Origin of the sequence: Undibacterium sp. MH2W, from assembly GCF_049340215.1 — a bacterium.
GTDB lineage: Bacteria > Pseudomonadota > Gammaproteobacteria > Burkholderiales > Burkholderiaceae_D > Undibacterium.
In genome coordinates, this window is the sequence record NZ_JBMPPA010000005.1 from 67,406 (window position 1) to 92,434 (window position 25,029).

The 25,029-nt window shown below is 47.1% G+C and carries 18 protein-coding genes; 2 read left to right on the forward strand and 16 right to left on the reverse strand.

Annotation, left to right across the window (positions count from 1 at the left end):
* Positions 1-149 precede the first annotated feature (149 nt).
* The 10 genes from ACO0K2_RS13210 to ACO0K2_RS13255 form a co-directional block, all read right to left on the reverse strand.
* Positions 150-1,562 carry a glycoside hydrolase family 30 protein gene (locus ACO0K2_RS13210; RefSeq protein WP_423019529.1) on the reverse strand — a complete coding sequence of 471 codons (1,413 nt, stop codon included), beginning with the start codon at positions 1,560-1,562 and terminating at the stop codon, positions 150-152.
* A 108-nt stretch (positions 1,563-1,670) separates the two neighbouring features.
* Positions 1,671-2,753: an ABC transporter ATP-binding protein gene (locus ACO0K2_RS13215; RefSeq protein WP_423019531.1), complete on the reverse strand. Its 1,083-nt coding sequence runs from the start codon at positions 2,751-2,753 to the stop codon at positions 1,671-1,673.
* 4 nt (positions 2,754-2,757) lie between these two features.
* A complete protein-coding gene (locus ACO0K2_RS13220; RefSeq protein ID WP_423019533.1) occupies positions 2,758-3,666 on the reverse strand; it encodes a carbohydrate ABC transporter permease in 909 nt (302 codons plus the stop codon).
* The gene (locus tag ACO0K2_RS13225) at positions 3,666-4,577 is read right to left on the reverse strand and encodes a carbohydrate ABC transporter permease (protein ID WP_423019535.1); all 912 of its coding nucleotides are present in this window, start codon (positions 4,575-4,577) and stop codon (positions 3,666-3,668) included. Before ACO0K2_RS13225 ends, ACO0K2_RS13220 begins: the two co-directional genes overlap by 1 nt.
* A gap of 3 nt (positions 4,578-4,580) precedes the next feature.
* A complete protein-coding gene (locus ACO0K2_RS13230) occupies positions 4,581-5,912 on the reverse strand; it encodes an ABC transporter substrate-binding protein (RefSeq protein ID WP_423019537.1) in 1,332 nt (443 codons plus the stop codon).
* Between the two features lie 27 nt (positions 5,913-5,939).
* A complete protein-coding gene (locus tag ACO0K2_RS13235) occupies positions 5,940-7,313 on the reverse strand; it encodes a GH1 family beta-glucosidase (protein ID WP_423019539.1) in 1,374 nt (457 codons plus the stop codon).
* A 120-nt stretch (positions 7,314-7,433) separates the two neighbouring features.
* Entirely contained in the window at positions 7,434-10,226 is a 2,793-nt protein-coding gene (locus ACO0K2_RS13240) for a TonB-dependent receptor (RefSeq protein ID WP_423019541.1), read from the reverse strand.
* Between the two features lie 457 nt (positions 10,227-10,683).
* Complete coding sequence (locus tag ACO0K2_RS13245; RefSeq protein WP_423019543.1) at positions 10,684-11,067, reverse strand: response regulator transcription factor; 384 nt, start codon at positions 11,065-11,067, stop codon at positions 10,684-10,686.
* A gap of 123 nt (positions 11,068-11,190) precedes the next feature.
* Positions 11,191-12,711 (reverse strand): cellulase family glycosylhydrolase, encoded by a 1,521-nt coding sequence (locus tag ACO0K2_RS13250; RefSeq protein ID WP_423019545.1) that lies wholly within the window; start codon positions 12,709-12,711, stop codon positions 11,191-11,193.
* Positions 12,712-13,237: 526 nt separating this feature from the next.
* Positions 13,238-14,248, reverse strand: a complete 1,011-nt coding sequence (locus ACO0K2_RS13255; RefSeq protein WP_423019547.1) for a LacI family DNA-binding transcriptional regulator — start codon at positions 14,246-14,248, stop codon at positions 13,238-13,240.
* 655 nt (positions 14,249-14,903) lie between these two features.
* Between ACO0K2_RS13255 and ACO0K2_RS13260 the strand changes: the two genes are divergently transcribed.
* A complete protein-coding gene (locus ACO0K2_RS13260) occupies positions 14,904-17,057 on the forward strand; it encodes an alkaline phosphatase family protein (RefSeq protein WP_423019549.1) in 2,154 nt (717 codons plus the stop codon).
* Positions 17,057-17,734, forward strand: coding sequence for a hypothetical protein (locus ACO0K2_RS13265; protein WP_423019551.1), 678 nt, complete (start codon positions 17,057-17,059; stop codon positions 17,732-17,734). The genes ACO0K2_RS13260 and ACO0K2_RS13265 overlap by 1 nt, the downstream gene beginning before the upstream one ends.
* A gap of 119 nt (positions 17,735-17,853) precedes the next feature.
* On the opposite strand, the gene ACO0K2_RS13270 is transcribed toward ACO0K2_RS13265, so the two are convergent.
* The 6 genes from ACO0K2_RS13270 to ACO0K2_RS13295 all read right to left on the reverse strand — a co-directional run bounded on the left by ACO0K2_RS13270 (position 17,854) and on the right by ACO0K2_RS13295 (position 24,713).
* The gene (locus tag ACO0K2_RS13270) at positions 17,854-19,170 is read right to left on the reverse strand and encodes an Nramp family divalent metal transporter (protein ID WP_423019553.1); all 1,317 of its coding nucleotides are present in this window, start codon (positions 19,168-19,170) and stop codon (positions 17,854-17,856) included.
* Positions 19,171-19,224: 54 nt separating this feature from the next.
* Positions 19,225-20,526 (reverse strand): MFS transporter, encoded by a 1,302-nt coding sequence (locus ACO0K2_RS13275; RefSeq protein ID WP_423019555.1) that lies wholly within the window; start codon positions 20,524-20,526, stop codon positions 19,225-19,227.
* Complete coding sequence (locus ACO0K2_RS13280; protein ID WP_423019557.1) at positions 20,523-20,822, reverse strand: 4Fe-4S dicluster domain-containing protein; 300 nt, start codon at positions 20,820-20,822, stop codon at positions 20,523-20,525. The genes ACO0K2_RS13275 and ACO0K2_RS13280 overlap by 4 nt, the downstream gene beginning before the upstream one ends.
* A gap of 2 nt (positions 20,823-20,824) precedes the next feature.
* Entirely contained in the window at positions 20,825-21,136 is a 312-nt protein-coding gene (locus ACO0K2_RS13285; RefSeq protein WP_423019559.1) for a hypothetical protein, read from the reverse strand.
* A 14-nt stretch (positions 21,137-21,150) separates the two neighbouring features.
* The gene (locus tag ACO0K2_RS13290) at positions 21,151-21,762 is read right to left on the reverse strand and encodes an RNA polymerase sigma factor (RefSeq protein ID WP_423019561.1); all 612 of its coding nucleotides are present in this window, start codon (positions 21,760-21,762) and stop codon (positions 21,151-21,153) included.
* Between the two features lie 464 nt (positions 21,763-22,226).
* On the reverse strand, positions 22,227-24,713 hold the full coding sequence (locus ACO0K2_RS13295; protein ID WP_423019563.1) for a TonB-dependent receptor: 2,487 nt from the start codon (positions 24,711-24,713) through the stop codon (positions 22,227-22,229).
* Positions 24,714-25,029 lie beyond the last annotated feature (316 nt).

Consider the following 25,029-nt stretch of genomic DNA (forward strand, 5'->3'; position numbering starts at 1 on the left):
AGATGCGGGCTGAAAGAAGTTGATTGACAGATGGCATGGAAACGTTTCCATGCATTGATGTCAATCATGATTTAATTGGTTTTTTTTGTCAATCATATTTTTAGGTCGGAAGTGGAAACAAGATGCAATGATTTATATCAAGGCATCGATCATTTCCACACAGCGGTAATGACGCTCTTTGGTGGCAACTGATAAGCAAACCGTTGAGTGCCACTTCGGACACTCACATTGTGCGGTGTCGTCGACGTGTTACAGAGAACGATGACGATACTTCCATCTTCATTGATGAAAGCGACATTATTCACACCTTCTGTTTGATCAGAGGACGCGATTCTTTTAGCCCCTCTATGCACGAACTTACTGATATGTCCAAATGCGTAGTATTCGGCATTGCGGGTTAATGCGCCCGTTTCCGTGTTGTAGGTCATGACAGCGCGACAGTTAGCGCATCCCCCTAAATGCGGTCCAAAATGCTGATCCAATATCAGATTCCACATGAGAACGCCTTTTGACCAATGACGAATGCTGTCGATGATGAGGTTACTTTCCAGCCATGGGAGCGAGGACTCCCAATCTGGACTCCATTCTCCACCTGAGCATTCCGTGAGCCACGTCTCCTTGGTTGGAAACTGGTGATGCACAATCGACTGAGCAGAAGCATTACCAGCATAACAGTGCCACGCAACACCTGTGATGTACGACGCTGCCTGAGGATCAGAGAGTACCTTGAGGGGGGACTCTGGTTGATCCCAGTTATGATCCCAATCCCATATTTTCGTCGTCACCTTGTGCTGCGCAAACAAAGGGCCTAAATACCGACCAATAAACCTCGCACGGTCCTCAGGATTGAATCGCATGCCAGGATAATCTTTAGGCTCAAAGTGGGGTTCATTTTGAACACTAATCGAAAAAATCGGCACACCATGCATCTGGTATGACTCAATTGTTCGTAAAAAGTAATGTGCATAAGCGTCATAAAACACTGGATTGAGTTCACCTTGATACAGATGGTGGTTCGTCTTCATCCAAGCAGGTGCACTCCATGGCGTTGCCATAATCTTCAATGAAGGATTCAGTGTGAGTGCCTGTTGCAGGGCTGGCATGACATATAAAGACTGCGGTGCCATCGAAAAATGCTGTAATGTTTCGTCACTCGTATTAGGTGGTACATCATCAAGCGTGTAGTGGGCATCCGAAAAATCTGAGGCTCCAATGGTAATACGCGTGAAATCAAAACCTAAACCTTGATTATCACGACTAAATAACTCCGCCATCACTTTTTGACGTAAAGCAGCAGGCATCTTCTGTTGAAGAAGAATAGCGGACGCATCGGTCATTGCAGCGCCAACGCCCTCCATCGTTTGAAATGTCTTAGTAGAATCGACGACCACATCGATCGAGGCCGCTTGTTGATCCCGAAAGGAGAGATCGCTTTGCTGTGAAAGTAAATGGTGTTGATCTGCTGTCGTCAACCAGATCTGTACTGGCGTCCCTTCTGCCATGACACATAAGGGAACACTCAGTATGACGATGGCGATCAACGAAGGTAATAGCTTTCGCATGATACGCGTCTCCTTTTTTATTTATTTATCACGAATGAATCAATAGAGAATGAGCATCACATTGGCACGAGATCCCCACAGCACGACGGAAAGGCGATGCTGCATCGCTTACATGCGCTGCGTCGTCTGAGGATCAAAAACGGATACTTTTGCCGTATCGATCGAAAAACGCACCATCTGATCAGCCTCTAGATGCACGTCGCCATGTGCCACTGCTGAAAATTTCGTACCATTCAACTCTAGCCATACCGTCACTGTGCTTCCCATGGGTTCAAGAAAAATCACCTGTGCAACATAAGGACCGGTATTTGACAAGTGAATGTGCTCAGGGCGAATACCCAATACCAGTGATTGACCATGATGCAATTGCGTCTCAGGACGCATTGATGTCGCACTTGTCAGCACATCGAACGGTGCACTGATATTCCATTGTCCGGATTGCGGATCTTGTTCTGCCTTGACGTCAAAAAAATTCATTGTCGGTGCCCCAAGAAAGCCGGCAACAAACAAATTCTCAGGATGTTCATAGACCTCGGTTGGCGTTCCAATCTGCTGTATAACTCCTGATTTCATGACAGCAACACGGGTTGCTAATGTCATCGCCTCCACTTGGTCATGCGTGACATAAATCATCGTGGCCCCAAGCTTTTTGTGGAGCAATTTCAACTCACGACGGAGTTCTGTTCGCAACTTTGCGTCTAGATTTGAGAGCGGTTCATCAAATAGGAAAACCTGCGCATCACGCATCAATGCACGACCAATCGCCACGCGCTGTCGTTGACCTCCAGATAACTCAGCGGGCTTCCGTTTTAACCATGGCTCTAATTGCAACATCGTAGCCACGTCATGAACACGTTGCTGGATCACCTTTTTCGGAACACCCCTTACCCGCAAACCAAACGCCATATTGTCTTCAACGGTCATCGTCGGATAGAGGGCGTATGACTGGAAGACCATTCCAATACCACGATCGCACGGTTCCGCATAAGTCATGTCTTGATGGCTAATACGAATAACGCCACTTGTCACCTCATGGAGTCCTGCAATGGCGTGCAATAAGGTGGATTTCCCGCAGCCAGAGGGTCCCAACAGCACAAGAAACTCGCCGGCATGTACCAGCAAATTGAGCTGACCGATAATTTCGTGGGACGAAATCGTTACATTCAAATTTTCAATATCTACCTGCGCCATGCAACTATCCTTTAACAGCACCCGCTGCAATCCCTTTAACAAACCATCGACCAGAAACAAAATATACGAGTAGCGGAATACTGGATGTGATCATCGTGGCGGCCATATTGAGGTTATATAAACGCTCTCCAGTGGTCGTATTAATGATGTTATTAAGTTGTACCGTCATGGGTAGATTGTCGGATCCAGCGAAAATAAGACCTAAAATATAGTCATTCCAGATCCCAGTGATTTGCATAATACCCGCCACAACCAGCATTGGCTTCGCCATTGGCAACATCACGTGGACGAACATTCGCCAAAATCCAATGCCATCAATACGTGCCGCATTGAATAGCTCACGCGGAATGCCCTTGTAATAGCTAAAAAAAAGCAATGTCATTATCGGCATACTAAAGGCGACATGGACCAACACAATGCCGTAGAGTGAACTGAATATGCCGATATAGGCGAGGATTTTGACTAAGGGATAGATCATCACCTGTACCGGAATAAAGGCTCCGCCCATCAATATGCCGAACAACAATCCCGCCCCTCTCGGGCGCCAAAAACTTAACGCATATCCATTTAATGCACCTAAAAAAACGGAAATGATCGTGCTTGGAATGACGATTTTCACTGAATTAAAAAAACCTACTTGCAATCCATCACAATTCACACCAGTACATGCACTCGTCCACGCCTGAATCCAACTCGATGCATCTAAATGCAAAGGCAATAAGAAAATGCCCCCTTGACGAATCTCATCCATACTTTTGAAGGAGGTCGTTAACATGACGTAAAGAGGCAATAAAAAGAATACAGCAACGCTGATCAAAAACCCATACAGACCCACACGCGCAATAGACCATCGGTGTGAACGAGGTTGCTGCTGTCGCAAGGCACCGGAAACAGGAGAGACTACAGGCGGCATTAGGGTTTCCCCTTCGCATTTTGCGATGTTTGCCAGTACCACAGTGGCACCAACACTGCCATGACAAAAATGAATAAAGTCATGGCGCCCGCGGATGCCAGGGCAAGATTAGCGCGACTAAATAAATGGTCCATAATAAATTTGGCGGGTACATCCGTCGCGGTTCCTGGCCCGCCCTGCGTCATCGAAACAACTACATCAAACACTTTCACCACACTCGTCAAAAGCAAAATAAATACAGTTGCTATTGTTGGCTTGAGCATCGGCAAGATAATCGAAACATAAGTGCGCCATGTTGGGATACCTTCGATACGAGCGGCATGCCAGATTTCATGATCGATCCCGCGCAAGCCAGATAACATGAGCGCCATCACAACTCCTGACACTTGCCAAATCGCCGCCATGGCAACCGCATAAATTGACTTATCTTGTGTCACGATCCAATCAAACACAAATTGAGAAAAACCAAGCTGACGTACACTGTGCTCAATCCCATTTTCAGGATCCAAAATCCATTGCCAAACGAGACCCGTGGCAACAAACGACATTGCATATGGGTACAAAAAAATTGTTCTCAGCAACGACTCGGCACGTATTTTCTGGTCAATCAGTGCTGCTAAAACAAACCCAATAACGATACTGCAAACAATCAACGTTACCCCAAACAAAAACAGGTTTCCAACCGCATCAAACCAACGATCATTGTCAAACAAGCGTTGGTATTGCGATATACCAGCAAAATCGTACTTGGGGAAACTACGCGATGTACTTAACGAAATTCTCAACGTCCATAGCGTTGCGCACAGATAGCATCCGAGCGTGATGATGAACATCGGAAGTAATGCGGACCATGGTGTTACGTTGGTGATTACCCGACGTAGCCACGGCCGAAAAGAGGTCACCACCATCATGAATCAAGACCCTAACGCAGAGATAATATTACGCTGGACTTTTTCTACTGGGATATTGCTGTTCCAATAGTTCGTCAGTGCATCAGCCAAGGCACCATTCTGATCAGGTGTCAGGTAAACTTCGCCATTACCAATCTGACGTGTCTTGTCTTTCATGATCGCGAGACCCTTTTGCGCACAGGCATCGAGTTTGTTCGCATCGACATCAGTACGAATCGGAATCGATCCCTTATTTCGACTAAATGCCACTTGCGTTGACGGCGTGATGATCACACTTGCTAAGAGATTTTGTGCTTTAATTTGATCAGGCTGAGTGGTCTTTGGAAATACAAATACGTCTCCTTGAATGATATACAGAGACTTATCACCAAAACCAGGGATACATCCGTAATCACGATCGGCCTCTTGCTTGGCAACAGAAAATTCACCTTTTGCCCAATCACCCATAAACTGGACGCCGGCCTTTCCGTTAATAATCATGGCGGTCGCGTCGTTCCAGTTGCGGCCAGGCGATCCCTTATCGACATAGGACTGTAGTCTTTTAAAGGTCAACAACACCTTTTTAAACGGCTCAGACATGATCGCTTTTTGATCGCGGTCACGCAATACTTTGAGATACAACTCCCGACCACCGACATTGCTTAATACGGTGGTAAAAACAATATTGTCCTGCCAGGATTGACCACCATGAGCCAACGGTATAAAACCTGCCGCTCTGATTTTATCAAGATCGATAAAGAGCTCGTCCATTGTCTTCGGCTCTGTTGTGATCCCTGCCTTTTTAAACACCGCTTTTGAATACCAAATCCACGTTGGCATATGAATATCGACTGGAGCAGCGTAATAGTGACCTTTGACACGAACAATATTGAGCACAATTTCTGGTAAAAATTTATCCCATCCGTCACGTTGGGCAACCGCATCCACATTATTGAGCATGCCCTGATCGATCATGTCTTTAAATTGGTTTGTCGTATTAAATTGCGCTGCGGTCGGTGGGTTACCTCCGACCATTCGGTTTAAAGCGACTGCGCGCGCCTGCTCTCCTAATGCGACGGCATTATCGATCCAAACACCACCAGCGGCGCGATACGATTCCGCCAATGATTTGACAGCAGATGATTCTCCACCTGCAGTCCACCAATGTATGACCTCTGCTCTTGGACCTGTCCCACCTGCTGGTTTTCCTGTTGTCACACTCGTTTGTGCGGCCGCCGGCACACTTAGCAAGGTCGCAGTAGAAACGAGAGACATTGAGAAGACCGTCCCGATGGCATTACCGATAGTTCTAATGATTGTTTTCAACCGACCATACTTCTGCAGAGGAGCTCTCATATTCATTTCCGTTATTACCAGCTTTGTTTATTTCTGGTACTCCGCTTTTAAAAAGCGGGCATACCACTTTCCGCTTTCCTTTAGTATCCGACGCTGTGTCTGATAGTCAATGTACGTTAAACCAAATCGCTTCAGATAACCTTGAGCCCACTCAAAATTATCGAGTAAGCTCCAAACAAAGTATCCTCGGAGATTGACGCCCGCTTTGACTGACTCCAGTGCGGCGACAAGATGGCGCGCAAGATAGCGCTTACGCTGATCATCGATGATCTCGCCGGAGTCGTTGACTACATCCTCATACGTCGATCCATTTTCGGTCAGATAGATGTGCTTCGGTGCATAATCAGCCTGAATACGCATCAATAATTCAGTCATTTTCTCTGGCGCGACTTGCCAACCGAAACCCGTCCTTTCTACGCCTGGCGTCTCTACGACTTCTACGCCAAATGGCAGTGAGGATGGCGCATCTTTCACGACCTCAGGAAAGTAGTAATTTACACCGAGAAAGTCTGTCGGTGTAGCAATATCAACCATATCCCCCTCAAATACCAGTGGTGTCATTCGTCCTAACAACAACAGCGTATCTTGTGGGTAACCACGTCCGTATAACGGGTCTAAGAACCAACGATTACGGATACCATCATGGCGTGTCTTTGCTGCTGCATCGGCAACTGAATCGGTTTCGGATTCAATTGGATGAAGACTTAACGTGATCCCAATTTTTGCATCTGCAACATTTGCGCGAATAATTTTGGTTGCCTGACCATGGGATAATAAAACGTGGTGGCATGCTTGTAGTGCAGATTGCAAATTCGTTTCACCAGGTGCGTGAACCCCCTCATAGTAGCCCATGATACAAGAGCACCACGGCTCATTATGTGTAATCCAATGTTTCACGCGACTACCAAGATGCTTGCTTAGTAAATCGGCATACGCATTAAAAGCATCGACCGTTGAACGCGATTTCCAACCGCCTTGCAGTTGTAATGCCTGTGGCAAGTCCCAATGATAGAGCGTCAACCAAGGTTCCATGCCGCGGGCCAATATCCCATCGACCAATCGGTCATAGAAAGCGAGACCGCGTGGCTCTACTCTTCCTCTTCCCTCGGGGAAAATTCTTGACCAAGAAACAGAAAAGCGATAAGCCTTCACACCAAGGTCACGCGCTAGATCAAGATCCTCTGGCCAGCGGTGGTAATGATCGCAAGCAATTGCGCCGCTACTACCATCGAGAATACGACCCGATTGTGCGCAAAATTCATCCCAGATCGAAGGACCACGTCCATCTTCTTGTGCTGCACCTTCAATCTGGTAGGAAGAAGTAGAGCAACCCCATAAAAAATGCTCTGGAAATTGCTCGACACGAATGAGTGTCGGATCATCATTTGCGCTATTTAGCATTCAACTCGCCCGTATTGATCAATTAAAAAAAAAGGCAAAGACGGTAATAACGCCCCATGCATCGCATGGGTTGCTATTACCGTAGTTCATATTGCTGGACTAACCAGACAACCTGTCGGATTATTTAAACTTATAGTTCACACCGACTGACACTGTACGTCCATATTTATTGGTTTCTTGTGGCGCTGTCGCTCCCCCAAAACCTGAACCGTCTTGTACATTGCGATCTGCTTGGTCAGTCAGGTTGGCTACTTGCAGTAAGAAAGTCATTCCTTTATAACGGCCTTCTTGCAGCTCATAACTGACTTGTGTATCCACAATGGATTGGCTCAATGTCCGCATCACTGACGTTGCACCGAACAGCGAGGCGTATTCACCACGGAATGAAGAGCGATAACGATCACTGATACGGGCAGAAAAGCCATTCTTTTCGTAGTACAAAGTCAGATCAGCCACTGTCTTAGACAAGCCTGGCAAGGTCGCCCACATTGGTGTTGAAGGGTTACTTGTAGAACCACCAGGACCATTGACTAAAATCGTCGTATCCGTGAAAGACGCAGAAGCGATCGCACCGAAACCACTCAATACCGGCGTCAGCATATCGCCTGTCACAGATGCGCTTAATTCAATACCACGCATCGTACCGCCACTACCGTTTGCCTGTGTCGAATACTGGCCAATGTTAGAGATCGGTTGAACAGTTGGCGTAGCATTGACGAAGCCAGTGAAATCATACGGAATCGTACTTTGGTAAATATAACTGTCCAATTTTTTGTAGAACACTGTTGCCGATAAATAGGCACGCTTACCCCAGTATTTTTCGAACGACAGATCGACACCATCCGAGATCCAAGGTTTGAGCAATGGATTTCCGCCACCACCGCCCCACAAGTGCGTCGTCGTACTAACCCCAGCGGAATTGGATGCATTCATGTCGTTAATACGCGGACGAGAAAGCGTGCGTGCTAAACCAAAGCGAACTAATCGGTCACCACCAATATCACCAACAAGATTTAAACTTGGCAAGAAGTTTCCATAGCGTGTTCCCGCTTGAAATGGTGTTGATGGACTACCATTGGATGCAAATGCCCATGCATTCGAATATTGATTGGTGTTGACATATTGAGCGCCAATATTACCGCGAACAGGGATACTTCCAACGTCTGTTTCGATATCTGCTTTGATGTACGCAGTCGTCACACGCTCATGCACTCCAAAATCATGAGAGTAGTCGCCACTTGGACCGCCACTCATATTGGGCGTCATCGTGTAGTACTGATTCGCAATATTATTCACATCGTAGCTCAAGACATTACCCGCACCAGCAAATGCCAGTGATGTTGGTGTCAGCAAATTACCCGGAGCGATTAATTGGCTTTTCGCTCCGTTTTTCAGCGTAGCAAAATCCACCAGGAAATTTTGCGTTTTATCGCGTGCGGTAAAATTGATCCCAGCATCCGCCATATTGAAAATACCACCTATGCGATGTTTCGCATGCAGATTTAATGACTTAATAACGTCATTTTGCGTCGTCGATTGAAAGCGACCATCGTGACCCCAATTGCCCGGATCACCCAGCGCCTCTTGGCTGCCATCAGCAAAGCTATTATTGGGTGTAAAGACACCAAAACCAGCTGTTACTGGGATGTTAAAAGTAATTTGGGATGTTTTGCTACCAGCATACGTCTCAAATAAATCTTCAACACGTTTGGCGCTTGAGTAGCTGACATCACTGATTAACTTCCAATCACCCGTTTTGATTTCATTATTCCAACCAAAAGAACCTAAGGTGTCTTTTCGTTTATTGTAATCATTGCGCACGACTGGCTGATTACCACTCGCAGGGAAATTAATTGTTCCTGAATTCAGAATGGAGGTTCCACCAGCCATTGCAAATCCTGGATTCGTGTAGGTATAACCGCTATTCCACGGGTTGGAATCCCACATCACACCACGCATCACTTCAGTCTGGTTAAACGTGGAATAATAGAAGTCAAGTTTACTGTGGATATCTTTATTTGGCTTGTACTCAACAACACCGATTAAGCCATCACGGACTTCTTTACGAGATATTGCTTCAATTTCGTTTCCACCCATGGCTGTTGCACCATTGTAGAAGTTAGACCCTGGAGCACCCCACCACCATGCTTTTTCATGCTGCTCTTGGCCAGGAGCGTCCAAATGTGCATAGCCAAGTGCGACGCCGAGGCGGTGATCATCAAATTGGTCTACATAAGAAAAGCTGACCCGCCCTCCTTTGTCTGAGGTGCCGCCATAACCATTGTTCTGATTTCCAATTGAATTCTTATCGAGAGAGGCCGACAATACCGTCTTGCGCTCGTTATAATCCAAAGGGCTAATCGTGTGTAAGTCAACGGTGCCAGCAATACCTTGGCCCAGCAATGTGGCATCTGGCGTTTTATACACCAACGCGCTTGAAATCAATTCTGCAGGATATTGATCATATTCGACGCCACGATTCACACCAGTACTTGCTTGCTCACGACCATTCAGTAATGTGCCGGTAAAGTCTGGCGACATACCGCGAATCGCAATGACTTGCTCACGTCCATCGACACGTTGTCCTGCAACACCAGGTAGGGACGACAATGCATCGGCAATACTCTGTTGTGGCAGCTTACCGATATCTTCCTGACTGATCGCTTCAACAATCGAATCAGAATTTTTTTTCAGGGTAATGGCGCTCTCAATACTGCCCCGCAATCCATTGACAACGATACTTTGTACACCGTCAGCTGAGGGAGCTGGGACATTTGCTGCTGATTGTACTGTTTGCGCCATGGCGATACTGACGGGCGCAACAAACATCAATGCACACAAAGCAGGTAATGGGCGTAATTTAAATTGCGTGGTCTCCACCGAGTTGCCTTTGGAGTGATTGAATTTCTTCATTTGATTCTCCTTGTTTATATTTTTTTGCACACTGACTGCGTCAATGGCCTTATTTTTATTAACTTCACTCATCAATACTTCGTCCCGTTTTTGGATATTTTCAGGATCTTCTGAATCACCATTTTTTCGATTTTCCTTTTTTTGGAATCGTTTCCAATCGGTGATTAAATTATGTGTTTTATTTACGCGTGGTGTCAATCTTTTTTAATCGAAATTTATTAGCTGTTGTTGTTTGCGATGGTACAGCAGGTATTTTTTTTAGTGATGAAACAAATTCATAGGAAAGCATAAAAAATTCAATGGCGCGATATCTTGCTGAGCATTTTTAAATACATGTTCAATCGCATTGGTTATGACATTATTTGTTGCATTGTTTGTTGCAATATTTATCGATTTTTTCTGCATTATGTTCATGATCAACGACCCCCATTGAATGTGAGCCTATGTATGCATCGATTCAATCATCATGCGTCACCTGTTCAATTAACCGAAGTAATTCAGAAGGATGAAATGGCTTTGCTAAAAATGAGTTGACGCTGCACGGCACGGTCGAAAATCCTGGTACCGAAACCATCGGGGAATCAGCGCCACTACCAGTGAGCATGATAATGGGGATATCTGAATTCAACCTAACAAGGTGACTCATCGAAAAGCCATCGGTATCATTGAGCATGATATTGATGATGACCAATGACAAGTCACTTATCTGATTAAAAAAATGTGCGAAAAACGATTCGCCTGATTCTGCGATCGTCACATCACATTGATGCTTTTTCAGATATGCCTTTAATAGCATACCCGTATCAACATCACTTTCTGCGATAAGTATATTGACAGACATAGATGACCAGTAGTGATGCTCATGGAACAGGCTTTCTACCACAAAGGAAAAGCAACTGAGGATTGACGGCATGACAGATGCCATGTCATGCCGTACCAGAAAATCAATTTGGTTTCAGCGGAATTATGGTGTCAAACCATTTCCGGTATTCAACCCAAATGAATTACTCGTCGTCCACTGCTGCCAACTACTCGCAATGGTCGCCGCGCTGTCTGAGGAGATATTCGGTATGACCGCATTTTTGTTCGTCGGATCGTACCAACCCCATGAGTTCGGCGCTGGACCCGCAATCGCTTTGTAGGACCATACTGTCCAACTTAGCCCGGCGTTGTCATACGCATTTATGGAGTGCAGCCATGCCGTCGGTCCATAGCCAAAATCATTAAACTCTCCAATGTAACCAGGGACATTCCATGAAGCATGATTAATGAAATCCGTCACTTGATTATCTGAGCCACCGGTGACTTGGGCTTGTGAGCCGTTGTACTGATACTCATGCATCTCATACATCACATTGCTCCATCCGTACTTTGATGGTGGCGGCAACATTGACCAATTCCAACTACCAAATGTCCCCTCCATAATGAGCATATGCGTGGGGTCGACACTACGGATGGTGTTATATAAATTATTGTAGGCCGTCCAGACTGCATTCGTATTTGGCGCACCGATCGGCTCATTTATCAGATCGTAGCCAGCGACCGCAGGATTATCTTTGTAATGGGTCGCAATTTGCTGCCACATATACGCCGTGCTTGCTTGGTTGGTAGCGCTCGTCCAGTAAGCATTTTGGTTCTGATAACCGGTATCGTCACTATTACTTTGGCCACCAACAACACCATGCATATCAATGACAACATAAATACCGCGTGCAGCAGCGTTCGTCACCAACCAGTCCAGCATCGTGAAAGCATCGGGACGCCATCCGCTTGGTGTCGTATTATTTAAGACATAAAATTGTCCCCACCAAACAGGAATCCGTATCAGATTGAATCCGGCATTTTTGATGTTGTCGAGATCGGTACCTGTAATCCAACTCTGTTGATAAGTCGTAATCAGACTTTGCTCCGTTGCGACACCGAAGCGGTTGTCTAAGGTTTGAATCACGCTATAGGTATCAGGTAAGTTACCGCTATCGAGCGGTGACATCCATTTTTCCATTACAAATAAGCCGCCGAGATTCACGCCGCGCAATTGAATTTTGTTACCGCTCGCGTCGACAACATTGGTGCCATTGGCATGCAACATGCTCAGAGGTAAATTGGTCTGATAAACGCAAGTAATCGCTAGGTTAGACACGTCATTCGTCGCAACCGTCCCGTTTCCATTATTCAATGCACATACTTGGCCTGTGGGCTGCGTCTTAATTGTGACTTGATAGGTTGCCTGTGATGCAATCTTATTGGTAAAGCTAAAGGTACCATTAGCATTCACGGTCAAGCTATCACTACCGTTATTGCTAAGAACAAGTTGAGTTCCGCTTCCCATGCCAGTGATGCTTCCACCGATACTATAAGTGACAGGTGTCGGTGTCGGCGTTGGTGCGGGCGAAGCACCTCCTCCGCCACCTCCCCCACATGCAGTTAACGCGAGAGCGATTGCGGAGCTCATCAAGCTCGTATTGAGAATGTGTGATGGTTTCATTTGATGCTCTTTTGCGTGGATTGAATAGCATGAGCAACTGCGGCTAAAAAGCGCATTTGAAGTCTCCTAATTGATATTTTTTTTGTGATAAAACAAGCGCGTCAGATCGTCTACCTTTATAGGTAAATCGTCTTACATGTGATTCATGATTCGTCAACGTTCGAATTGGTAACGTTTCCAATTTAGGAGAAATATAGCACCGCTAGAATTTTTGTGTCAACTTAATTGCTCTTTTTTTGATCAGAAAGGAACGCCATCTGCATCGTTATCTGGAAAATATCCGTTGCACTGGTCTTATCCAATCGTTGCGAAAGGCGTGACACATGGCGTGGCGTTGCATCGCATTGCATCGATACAAAGCAGAAAAGCATTGGCGAATCAATGCTTGGGCAGATAGTTGTGATTTATAGCTGCGATTTATAGCTGCGATTGAAAAAGCAACATGCCGCGATAGGATTGTATGTAGGTATTGTCGACAATCCTATGATTTATTCAGCATGTACCCTCATGCATAGCGTCACATTGTTTAGGCAGTATGACGAATCAACGACGCCCTAAAATGAACATCGAGCGTAAATTTTTTTGAAACGGGAAGTTGAGAGTTATAGACACGATTGAGTAAAGCATTCGTCGCATTCTTGGTGATCTCACCCCAAGGGATTTGTACAGAAGTCAATCGCGGCGCACTGTACTCTGCGGTGGTCGTATTATCGTAGCCAACAACCGAAAGTTGCTCAGGCACAAGAATACCCTGCTGTTTAAAGTAGGATAGTGCCCCGACGGCCATCTCATCATTCGCACAAAACAGCCCCGTAAAACTAAGACCTTTCTGCATTAATTTTTCCGCACCAAACCAACCACCTTCCGATGAATAGTCACTCTCTACCATCAAGACTTTGCGCTTTGAAATACCTGCACGCTTTAACTCATCAAAGAAACCTTGAATACGATCAACGTTATCCTGTGACGTGGACGGCCCCGATAACACCGCAATATCTCGGTGACCATAGTCGAGAAAAGCGCGCGCGGCGAGCTCACCACCATGATGGTGGTCAACAACAAAGCATTGATTTTTAATTTTGGGAACGTAGTGATTGAGTAATACAACTTTCGATTGCATCTCTCCAAGGTGTGTCAGGTCCTGGGTCGTCAGCGAGTTACTCATCACAATGAGACCATCAGCGCCACGCTGAATTAGGAAGTTAATACCTTCCAGCTCCTGCTCTCTCGCATCACCGTTTCCATTGCCAAACGCAACCACCATATGCACACCCGCTGCGCGCAAAGCACTGTCAATGGATTGTAAAATTGGCGTGTAAAAAGTACCTGTCAGAACAGGGATATAGACCCCTACCATGAGCGAATTTCCGGACAGTAAAGAGCGCGCTAGATGCGAAGGACGAAAATCGAGCTCTTCAATCGCTTTTTTTACTTTTTCCATCGTTGCGGGAGACACCGAGCCTCGCCCACTCAGTACCCGGGATGCTGTACCCAGACCTACACCCGCAACGCGGGCAACATCTTTAATTGTCGCCACATTAGCCCTTCATTTAAACTTTATAAAAAATTCTGTTCCGGAAAAGCGTCATCCAACAACGAGGCGCGATCGCGCTAGTCATCTTGAACTTGATCTCGACCCGAGATCGAGCAGGAGCAGTGCCTATCAAAGCAAAACCCGTTCGTGCTCATCCGACGTGATCAGCTTGGATTCTGGTTCTAATTTTACTCTAAAATATATTTATATTTCATTGATGCACAGTTTCATTCACCATCCATTCATCGTCTTTTTCTTCAATACAAAGCTACTTCAGTCTTAATGCAACACGCGTTTGACGCATAGTAATGTCTATGAGTGCTTGCGAATAAGAAAATAATTACTCCCATTTCACAATGATGGCGATAGAAATGTGCTACTTCTTGATCTATCCCATTGTGGGGTACATCACGTTTTCTGTACGGGCATCACTTTGAGTATGTCTGAATTTACGTCGCGTTCCGTTCAACCCGGTCAATACTATCTGCACCATTGATGCTAATAGAGCCTGTCCGATCTGCTTTATCCGGATTTGTCTGACTTCTTCAAAAGAGAGATTGTCACTTCCATGTAACTTTACTCACATAGTATCTCAGGGTTAAAACCAGCACTGGTTGAGTAACACGCGTTTTCCCTTACATGCAAGGAGCACACTTACATGAAATACTCTTTATCCCTCATTGCTACACTCACTGCCAGTTTAGCGCTTGGTGGTTGTGGTAGCTCTTCATCGGGTGGCACAACAGCGCCAGCACCGGTGGCAGCAACCCGCACGATCATTATGGTATGGGACGGTTTACGCCCAGATTCGATTAATGCAACGGATACACCCAATCTGTACGCATTGCGCCAGTCTGGTGCAAACTTTACTGATAACCACTCGACGTACCCAACATTCACAATGATGAATGGATCGTCTTTTGCGACAGGTTCATTCCCAAAGACAAGTGGCTTCTACGGAAATACATTCTGGACACCACCACAAGGTACAGGCAACACCATTCCATCAGGAAACAGTGCTGGCGGCACGGCACAAGATTATGTTGACCCTGTCTTTACTGAAGATTATCAAGTACTGACAACACTCAATAACTACTACAGCGGACAACTGCTGTTAGTGAAGAGTCTGTTTGCAACGGCACAAGCCGGTGGCTTGGTCACTGCGACCGTTGGTAAGAGTGGTGCGGCGTATATTCAAGATTTGGGCAAAGGCGGCTATTTCATTGATGAAAATACCGTATCACCACGCAGCTTGGTCACTGAATTGCAAACGGCTGGCTACGCATTGCCGAAAAATATCACCAACGCGTATTCGGGTACCGATACCGTCACCCTCGCTTCTACTAACGGCAACCCGACTGCACGTGCTGGCTATATTACGTTCAATACAACAGCCTATGATCCTAATGGTGTGTTAGCGATCGCTTCGCGTGATCCAAGTGATACAACACAAGGCGCGCCTGAAGATGCGGCTAACAAATATATGATGTCTGTCTTCACATCGTATATTCTGCCAACAAAAAAACCGATGCTGTCACTCATTTGGTTCCGTACACCAGACAACGTTGAACACGGTTATGGTCCAGGCTCTGCCAATGCGAAAGCAGGTCTGCGCTCACAGGACACACGTTTAGGCGAGCTGATTACTGCATTGCGCAGCAATGGCATGGACAGCTCCACGAATATCATCGTTGTGTCAGATCACGGTCACTCCAGCGTCTCTGGTCCATTGAACCTGTATCCATTGCGCAATATCAATGCCTCTACTACGCTGCCTAACGGTGGTTTGGTGAATGGTTCAACAAACGGCACCAACACAGCAAGTATCGGTACTGTGACAACGACAGGTGGTTATTCGTTCTCTGGCGATGTGCGCTCTGCTGACTTACTGACCTATCGTGGCTTCAAGGCGTACGACGGTACAAAATGTGCTGTGTCTCCAATGTATGGTTTAAGTGCAACTGGTGTACCAACGCTGCCTGTCCAGCTCGATGTTTCTGGCGCGCTGTGTGGTGCTGCAAACACCAAGTATCAAGCAATCAGTGCATCATTACCAACGCCAATCGCTTCGTTTGCGGTACCAGCCCCAGGCTCCCTGCCAGCGAACGGTATCGTTGTTGCGGCTAACGGTGGTTCTGATTATTTCTACGTACCTGGCCACGATGCAACGACCGTAAAAAATCTCGTGAAGTTCTTGCAGCAACGTGAAGAATACGGCGCGATTTTTGTGGATAGTCGTTACGGTAACATTCCAGGCACACTGACAATGGCACAAGTGAATCTGGAAAATGCATCACGCCAGAATAATGGCCAACCAGACGTTGTGGTCAGTTTCTCCTGGGATAGCACCGTATCCATCCAAGGTATGCCAGGGATTGAATTCGAAAGTTTCAGTGCTGGTCAACATGGTATGCACGGTAGCTTTGGCGTCAACGATGTCCACAATACATTGATCGCTTCGGGTCCTTCATTTGCGAACACAACAGTTGCAACACCATCAGGTAACGTCGACGTTGCACCAACCGTTGCTTACTTGTTAGGCTTGTCGATGCCACAGGCAGATGGTCGTGTGTTGAACGAAGCGCTGGCCACACCAGCGAGCAAGTCAACACCTACCGTCGTATCCAGCACAGTTACTCCAACCAGCCCAGCAACTGGTCTGCGCTTTGAGTTGCCAACTGATCCAACTGGTGCAACGGCTGACACTTCGCTGACCGGTGGTAGCTACAACATCAACCTCGGCATCAAAGATCTGACTGTTGATGGCAAAACTTATCGTTACTTTGATTACGCAAAGGCAATTCGGCAATAATGAAATTCTCTATCCCTCGTAAAGCGATGGGATTCAGATTAGGGCTCGCGATAGGGTGTATCGCGAGCTTTTCTCATCTGAATGCACTCGCAGATACCCTCAGTTTTAATCAGATATTTAGTGATAAAAACGAAGGAAAACGACTCCATTATCAAGCAACAGTGACGGCTCAAGGTGAAGATCATGAGTTACAAGTGTGGCGTGACGGTGAACGACGCTTAAAACGACGTACTGATGATCGTATTGAGATCTACGCCAGTCGCAAACCTGGTGATGCTGAATACAGCATGTCTATTCTGGATTTGAAAAAGCACATTCATACGAGAATCGATCGGACAAACTTGTACCGTATCGGTAACTTTACCGATTGGTTCGATCTGGCGCATGGACTTAAGCATCCCAAAGGTGACTACCGTCTTCTCGCCACAAATGCTCCAACAAAAGCCCCGGCAGCCCTCGACGCCTGCAAATGGTACGATCTCACGCAAGCGGATCATACAACTCACATTTGCTGGAGTCAGCGCTATCGTATTCCGATGCTGATCATGACCTCAGACACACAAGTTGTGTGGCGTGTCACCGCACTGGACGAGAAGCCGTTGCCAGCCGACACCTATGTCATTCGTGATGAAGGCTATATCCACAACGATGCTAATCAAGATATCGAAAAAGATTAACGATGTGTCACCGATACGGTGAACCTGTTATCGATGTTAAATGTAAAAAACCGGCAACCACATTGCCGGTTTTTTCTTTTGCGCCACTGATCATCATGCGATGCAGATCACCTCAGGTCTCATACCAGATCAAAGGTGTGCAACACCAACCACGCATTTGCTCCAGAGATGACAACAAACAATACCCACGCCAAAGCCTGCACCGGCCATGTACTTTTAAATTGCCCCATGAGCCTAGCATTGCCTGCCATCTTAATCATGGGATACATAACAAACGGTAATTGCAAGCTCAGTACTACCTGACTCAAAATTAATAGCCGCCCAACAGAATGCTCTCCCCATACGGTCACACCGATGAGCGCGGGAATCAGCGCCAAGCCACGCGTTACGATACGGCGCTGCCAGCAGGGGATTTTCATCTGCAAGAACCCGTCCAAAATCACCTGCCCGGCGATCGTGCCTGTGAATGTGGAGCTCTGACCGGAAGCAAGTAAGCCAATACCAAAAATTAAACCGGCAAACGCACTGCCTGTCACAGGATCAAGCAAATGATAAGCGTCATCCAATTCCATCACCACGGATTGCCCATGAAAAGCCGCTGCGGCAAGAATGAGAATGGCGGCGTTGATCAATAAGGCGAATGTGAGGGAGATAATCGAATCCACATTCGCAAACCGAATCGCTTCGCGGCGGTGGGCATCGCTGTGACCAATTTTCCGCGTTTGCACCACGGAAGAATGGAGATATAAATTATGTGGCATCACCGTGGCGCCAAGAATACCAATGGCAAGATATAAGCTCTCGGTATTTTTTAGCGCACTCAGAGACGGCATCGTCCCCTGCGCAGCGCAGGTCCAGCACGGATGCAAAAGCACCAATTCTGCCAGCAGACAAACACTGATCGTTGCAATCAGTCCCAGAATAATCGCTTCCACCTTACGAAATCCGGCGCCTTTTAATCCCAACACAAAAATCGTATCAAGCGCAGTAATGCCAATCGCCACAGGCAAGGATACGCCCAAAATGAGCTTAAACGCGAGCGCACATCCCAGCACTTCAGCGATGTCACAGGCAATAATAGAAAGCTCAGCGAAAAACCACATCGCCATGGCCGTCGGTCGCGCGTATTGTTCACTGCATAGCTTCGCCAGATCTTTACCGGTCACAATCCCTAAGCGAAGACTCATACTCTGCAACAGCATCGCGGCCAGACTCGATAAAACGACGACGAATAACAAACTGTACCCGAATGAAGAGCCTGCAGAAATGGCCGTTGCCCAGTTTCCTGGGTCCATATAACCAATCGAAATCAATAACCCCGGACCTGCAAATCGTAGAATTTTTTTCCAGACAGCATCCGTGGAAACAACGGTGACCGACCCGGTAACTTCTGATGGGCAAAATGGCGCCGTGGCAACGGTGGGCAACTTAAACACCAAAATCCTCTTTCTTCATTTAACGCGATGTCTTTGTCATCGTTTCGATATCGATCAGGCGGGGCAGGACACTGTCTCGACCGCGGCACGGGCATTGATATGCTGCAAGCGCCACAAAATACAAAAGGCAATGATCGACGTACCAATCACCACGTGACCCAATGTTTCGTAATGCAAGAGCTTACCGTTCGCATCAAAGCGCACAAGATGTCCTGCGATCACCGATGCGATACCACCGGACAACTGCTGAATCGAGGCACTAATGGCGCTAAATGAGCCGCGCTGCACTGGTGTCGGGACAGATGCCATCATGGCTTGAACCGGAATCATGCGCGAGAAAATACCCACAAAGAGCAGCACGTTGACCACAACCAGCAGTGGAAAGGTCAATGATTGCAGATTGGTGTAAATCGCTACAATGAGCATCGACAACAGTGTACCAAAGATAAACACTTTAAATTTGCCGACGGCATCCGACACTTTACCGACGATGGGGCCGATGAAAATAGTACAGATACCCGTGATCACGTACAACGTAGGCAATTGATGAATGCTAATACCAAGATTGTTCACGACGAAGGTACTACCGAACGGCATCAACATAAATCCGCCCGTTTGCAAGAACGATACGGCGGCAAAAGCCAATAAATAACGCGGCTCGGTCACGGTATGCAATAAATGCTTCCATGCGCTGTGTTCTTGCGGAATCGCTAGGTGAGCGTTCACTGGTTTCATTTGCCACAGCACAATCAGTCCACCGATCAAACCTAAAAATGCTAAAACAAAAAAGGGAATATGCCAGTTCCAGCGATTGGACAAATACAATCCAAATGGAAGACCTAGCACTTGGCTGGCAGCAAACGCCGTCTGGATCATCCCCATCACCCGCCCGCGCAATTGCGGCGCGAAAATATCCGTCGAGATCGCCAGCACAATCGAGCCAATCACACCGCCGAACAGTCCCGTCACAATACGCGCCGTTAATAGCATTTCATAGGTTTGTGCCATGCCGCACCAAACCGTACCGAGAATAAAACCAGTATAGAAAAACAAAAGTAGTTTTTTTCTATCGTAACGATCGGCAAAACCTGCCGTGAGCAGACCAGATAATCCAGCACTAAAAGCATACGCCGACACAACTAGGCCGAATTGCTTTGCACTGATCGCCATCGACGGCATAATCATCGCCCCCAGCGGCGACATCAGCATAAAATCAAGAATCACCGCAAACTGCAAAAAGGCCAGCATGCCCACGACTTTCTTTTGATAACCCGAAAATACCGTAGCGGTAGCAGCGGACGGTGTCGGTGCAGTGGGCGAAGCAGTGGTTGATGAGGATGTTGGTTGTGTCGTCATTGAGGATTTCTTCCAAGGGTAATTGCGCGTTCCGGGCATGCTTTCACGCACAAACCACAGGCACGGCAGGCATCAGCGTGCATTGTATAGGCGACTTGCATACCATGCACGCGTAGCTTGAGTTTTTGTAATAGGTTTAATTGTTGGTAGGTCGATTGATCGATGGTGCGTAGTTCAAAGACATTTTCCGGACACACATCGACACAATCGCCCTTTCCCTCGCAACGCCCCACATTCACCAAAGGAATGACACTACCGGGCGCTTGCTTGCATTCAAATGGGAGATCGCTTGCCATGGCTATCTGTCTCTTTGTCCAAACGGACGACGACGCAGCTGAAAAAACTGCTCTCGCTCTTCTGGCGTCATCTCTTGTAGTCCTTGCCATTTCTGCCAATGACGATACCCCTGCCAACCGCCGTGCCCACGCAAGCCACCAAATAACAGGCGACAAAGCACCAACAAGCCCAATGCATGCCAGTAATCAATCACCTGCACCCCTTGAAACAAGGCAGGCATCACCCAATTCCATAACCACATAACGACTGCCGCTACCAACGCGATCGCCACCAGCGCCAATCCCTTAAACCACCGTATCCATGTGTATGTCATGTTGTACTCCTTCGTTACGTCTCTAGTTCATCATAAATACCCTGCAAACGCTGACGCAGGGCTAATACTGCGTATCGTTTGCGGGCCAGTAAGGTATTGATCGGAATACCCGTCTCTACCGCCATCTCTTTAAAACTTTGCCCTTCTAACTCATGTGCAATAAATACCTCACGCTGAAGATCGGGTAAGGCATCGATGGCCAATTGCAGCTCTTGCAGCACTACTTTCCGCGCCAACGCCGCATCCGGCCCTTCTTGTGGCGAGGGCAGCATCAGATCGAGGTGGTAATCCTCATCTCCGTCTGCCTTCGCCCCTTCCATGTCGTCGGTGAGCGCATCCAATGACTGTTCTTTCTTTTTTCGAAAACGATCAATAATCCGGAACCGTGCCACCCGATACAGCCAAGCGCTGACTTGCTCCACTGTCTCACCCAGCTCAATGACCTCAACCAGTTCGAAAAAAACCTCCTGCAAAATATCTTCCGCATCAGTAGGATCCGCGACCCGACGCGAAATAAAATGGCCCAAATTTTTGCCAAAACGCAGAACCGCCTCCGTCACCACATGATGGGTACGGCGATATGGGGGGTGTTGCTCCTGCGGAGTCAGCTTATGTTGGTCTGCCATACCTTAGAAGACGTTTAAGAAACGTAAATATTGTAGGGAAATGAAAATATTTTCATGACAGCATACTTGGATGACAGATTGTCTGGCAAAAAAGCGCGTACGCGCACTGGATCCTCCGCCTGCGCGGAGGATGACGAGAACCGGGGTAATGGAAATGTGTGGGACGGGCGTGCTGTCATCGCCCGTCAATCAAGGGGCAACCCTCATCCTCTGCTGACGTCGTCATGCTCTTCCTAAGTCCTTACATCTATACCTCGCTACCTTATCCGCCAAGTCGCATCCTACATACCTCATCCCAAACACCGCATGCCCCCCCAGATCGTCATCCTCCGCGCAGGCGGGGGATCCACAAATCAACGGCACAATAAAAAAAGCACCTCCGCAGAAGTGCATTCAACGCATTGCAAGAAAAAACCCCACGCTGCTCACACAGCGCGGGGTTTTCAGCAAATCGTCAACAACGATTAGAACTTGGCTGAGAGGCTCATACCAACGGTTCTTGGTGTGATGCGATAGACTTCATTGGCAGTACCCTGAACCTGTGGACGCTGAATCACCATTTGGTTATTTCTCAGGTTTTTCACAAATAAAGTCACTTCCCAAATATCTTTACTCAAACCAACACTGGCATCAAAGGTCGAATAAGACGGACGCTGGAAGTCAGGATTGCTTGGATCCAACGCGCCATTGCTGGCACCAGTCCAATGTCCTGCACCACGTGCAAAGCCGTACACGTCATCATTGATGAAGAAGTTGTACTGTGCTGTGAGGGCCATATTGTATTTTGGAACGCCAGGTACTTTTGCACCTTTGACGGCACCAATCACACCTGCGTTTGCACCTTCGCTGTCAGACAAGGATGCATCAGTGTAACCAGCAGCCAGATCCAGAACTAAGCTCTTTGTTGGTTTAAATTTGATCTCGATCTCTGCACCAGAGCTTGTGGCATTACCGACGTTTGTGTTGTAAGCATAGCCGCAAGCAGGGATGTTGATGGCCTGTTGCAGGTTTTTCCAGTTGATGTAAAACACGTCAGCATTGATAGACAAGGTGTTATTCAAGAACCGAGATTTATTACCAACTTCGTAACTCCATAAGCTATCTGGGGCGTAGCTCGTTGGATTGGGTGTTGCCAGTGAGCAGTAGCCTTGTGGGAGCAAGAAATTCGAACCACCAACACGGAACCCTTCGGTTGCCGATGCGTAGATGGTGTTGTTCTTATCGACTTCCCACGTCAAGCTAACTTTTGGTGTCACCTTGCTGCCACTCGATGATTGGGTGGAATGAGCTACACCATCATTGGTCGTGTCGTTAGCAAAGTAATACAAACCATCACGTGTGAAGGTTTGACTTGCTTTTAAATAACGCGCACCCAATGTCGCATGGAAAGTAGGGCTAAAGTAATAGTTTCCTTCACCGAACACCGCTTGTTGTGTGTCGTGGTAGTAGCGACCAGCATAGTAAGAGTTGTCGTTTGGAAAACCTGCACTGACAGGATTAGCAAGAACATTCGGATCAGTGATACTCACGCCCGCTGTTTTAAACGCTGCGTTAATACCAAAAATAGGCTCATTGTCGATCACCGTGGTGTGCTGGTTAGATGCATACGCACCAACAAGCCAAGTATAAGGAGAAACCGCTGGATCGTACGGCTTAGATAACAAGCGCACTTCTTGAGAGAATTGCGTGACATCATTGTTCAAATAAACGGCAGAGGGCAGACTGCCCACGACGGATGACAAAGATGGATTTGTCGCAGAAATTGGCTTTCCTGCGATACTAGGAATCGTTGAAGTGATCTGTGATCCTAAGTAGGAGCTGTTAACGGTTGTCCCGTCTTGGGTACGATCGAAGTTACGCTTAAAGTAGCTCGTGACCGAAGTCAAATCACCAAAGCCGGTATCGTAGTTCAAGGTCAAAGACGGCACTGTTAATACGTCTTTGCCTGGCTCACGCACCGTTTTGCTGGTGGTGTTCGTTGGCAATGCAACGCCATTGAGCGTCTGCGTGTAGGCAACATCGATATCACCCGTTTTGACACGTTGATAGAAAATCGATGGTGTGAGCGTCAGATCCTTGGTGACATTCCACTTCAGTGCCAATCTCACGACGGCGTCATCTTCGGTATTGATACCCGTTGCCGTTGTTGCCGTTGTATTAGGATCAACCAGATTGATAAAACCGCCGTTATGCGCGGTCTGGATACCAACGCGCACTGCCAGTTCATCCGCTTTCAACACTTTATTTAAAACGACATTACCGAGGTAATTGGTACCGCCACCCGACGTGGAGGAAACCTCAGTGTAGATATCTGTTGAATTAACTTTGGTGTTTGGTTGATTCGAAATAAACTTAAGCGTTCCACCCATGGAACTCGCGCCGTACAACGTACCCTGTGGTCCGCGCAGCACTTCAATGTGGTCCAAGTCAAAGAATTTTGGCTCTGCACTACCTTGGCTATATAAGTTGCCAGAAGTCATGGAGACATCATCAAGGTAAATACCAACGGTCGCCGAACCTGCAGCGGAGCTGATGCCACGCATTTCCACGTTCGACAAGCCAGGACCATTACCTGCATTGCCACCACCGCCACCGCCAGAGAAAGAGATATTCGGAATAGAACGCGTTGCATCGGCAATATCGGTAATGTGCTGTGCAGTGAGCTCATCACCACCGATAACTGACACGCTCAGAGGCACTTTGCTAGCGTCTTCTTTACGCTTGGTCGCTGTAATATTGATGGACTGAATCTGATCTGTCAGTGCACCAGGTTTCGCCACAGGTGCTGCGGTCGCTGCGTCGGTCGCCTGTTGCGCTAAGACGGGGGACGACAACATCACCGAGCTCGCAGCAAGTGCACAAACAACGGTCCCTGTGTGCTGTTTTGCACCTTGGTAGTTTGAGTACAGTGACGCCAGCGATAGGTTTAATTTTGTTTTTCTGAGATTCATGTTCTTCCTTTGTGTATGTCTCACTTCTTATTTGCACCTGATACCGTACAACGACGTATCAGTTCTCCTCACTGAAGGTCAGGTTAAGACAAATTCCCAACAATAAACAGTGTAAGCGTGGCTATACCAAATTAAATTTTGAATAATCTGAAATATTGAGCGATACAGCCGCACTACTCGATCTGAAAGAAAGCAAGTTTGATGCCTGTATTTATGCACCAAAAATGCACATCATGCTGTCCCGCCTTCGTCACATGTCGTCAAAAGGGGATGAACATATAATCGCAAGAAGCAAAAACAAAGTAAATCATTTGTC